We start from the raw sequence: 467 nt of genomic DNA, 5'->3' as shown, positions 1-467 counted from the left end.
CACGCTGTTCACCGGTCAGTGGGCCGATCTGCCGCTGGAGGAGGTCTGCCGTCTGGCCCGGGACTTCGGCTTCGACGGACTCGAACTCGCCTGCTGGGGCGACCATTTCGAGGTCGACAAGGCGCTCGCCGATCCGTCGTATGTGAAATCCCGCCACCAACTGCTGGAGAAGTACGGCCTGAAGTGCTGGGCGATCTCCAACCACCTGGTGGGCCAGGCGGTGTGTGACGCCATCATCGACGAACGCCATCAGGCGATCCTGCCGGGCCAGGTGTGGGGCGACGGGGAGGCGGAGGGGGTCCGGCGGCGGGCGGCGGAGCGGATCAAGGACACCGCGCGGGCGGCGGCCGCCTTCGGTGTCCGGACCGTCATCGGCTTCACCGGCTCGGCGATCTGGCACCTGGTGGCGATGTTCCCGCCCGCATCCCAGGCGATGATCGACCGCGGGTACGAGGACTTCGCCGAGC

1 protein-coding gene is annotated in these 467 nt (G+C 69.0%); it reads left to right on the top strand.

Annotated elements, in window-relative coordinates; all coding sequences use genetic code 11:
• Nucleotides 1–467 (top strand): sugar phosphate isomerase/epimerase family protein (locus IF54_RS0138950; RefSeq protein ID WP_159002317.1); only part of this gene is annotated, 467 nt, incomplete at both ends.

This window comes from Streptomyces sp. NRRL B-3229, assembly GCF_000719505.1.
GTDB classification, from domain to species: Bacteria; Actinomycetota; Actinomycetes; order Streptomycetales; family Streptomycetaceae; genus Streptomyces; species Streptomyces griseorubiginosus.
The sequence above is the reverse complement of the archived record's forward strand: the minus strand, read 5'-3'. Positions and strand labels throughout refer to the sequence as shown.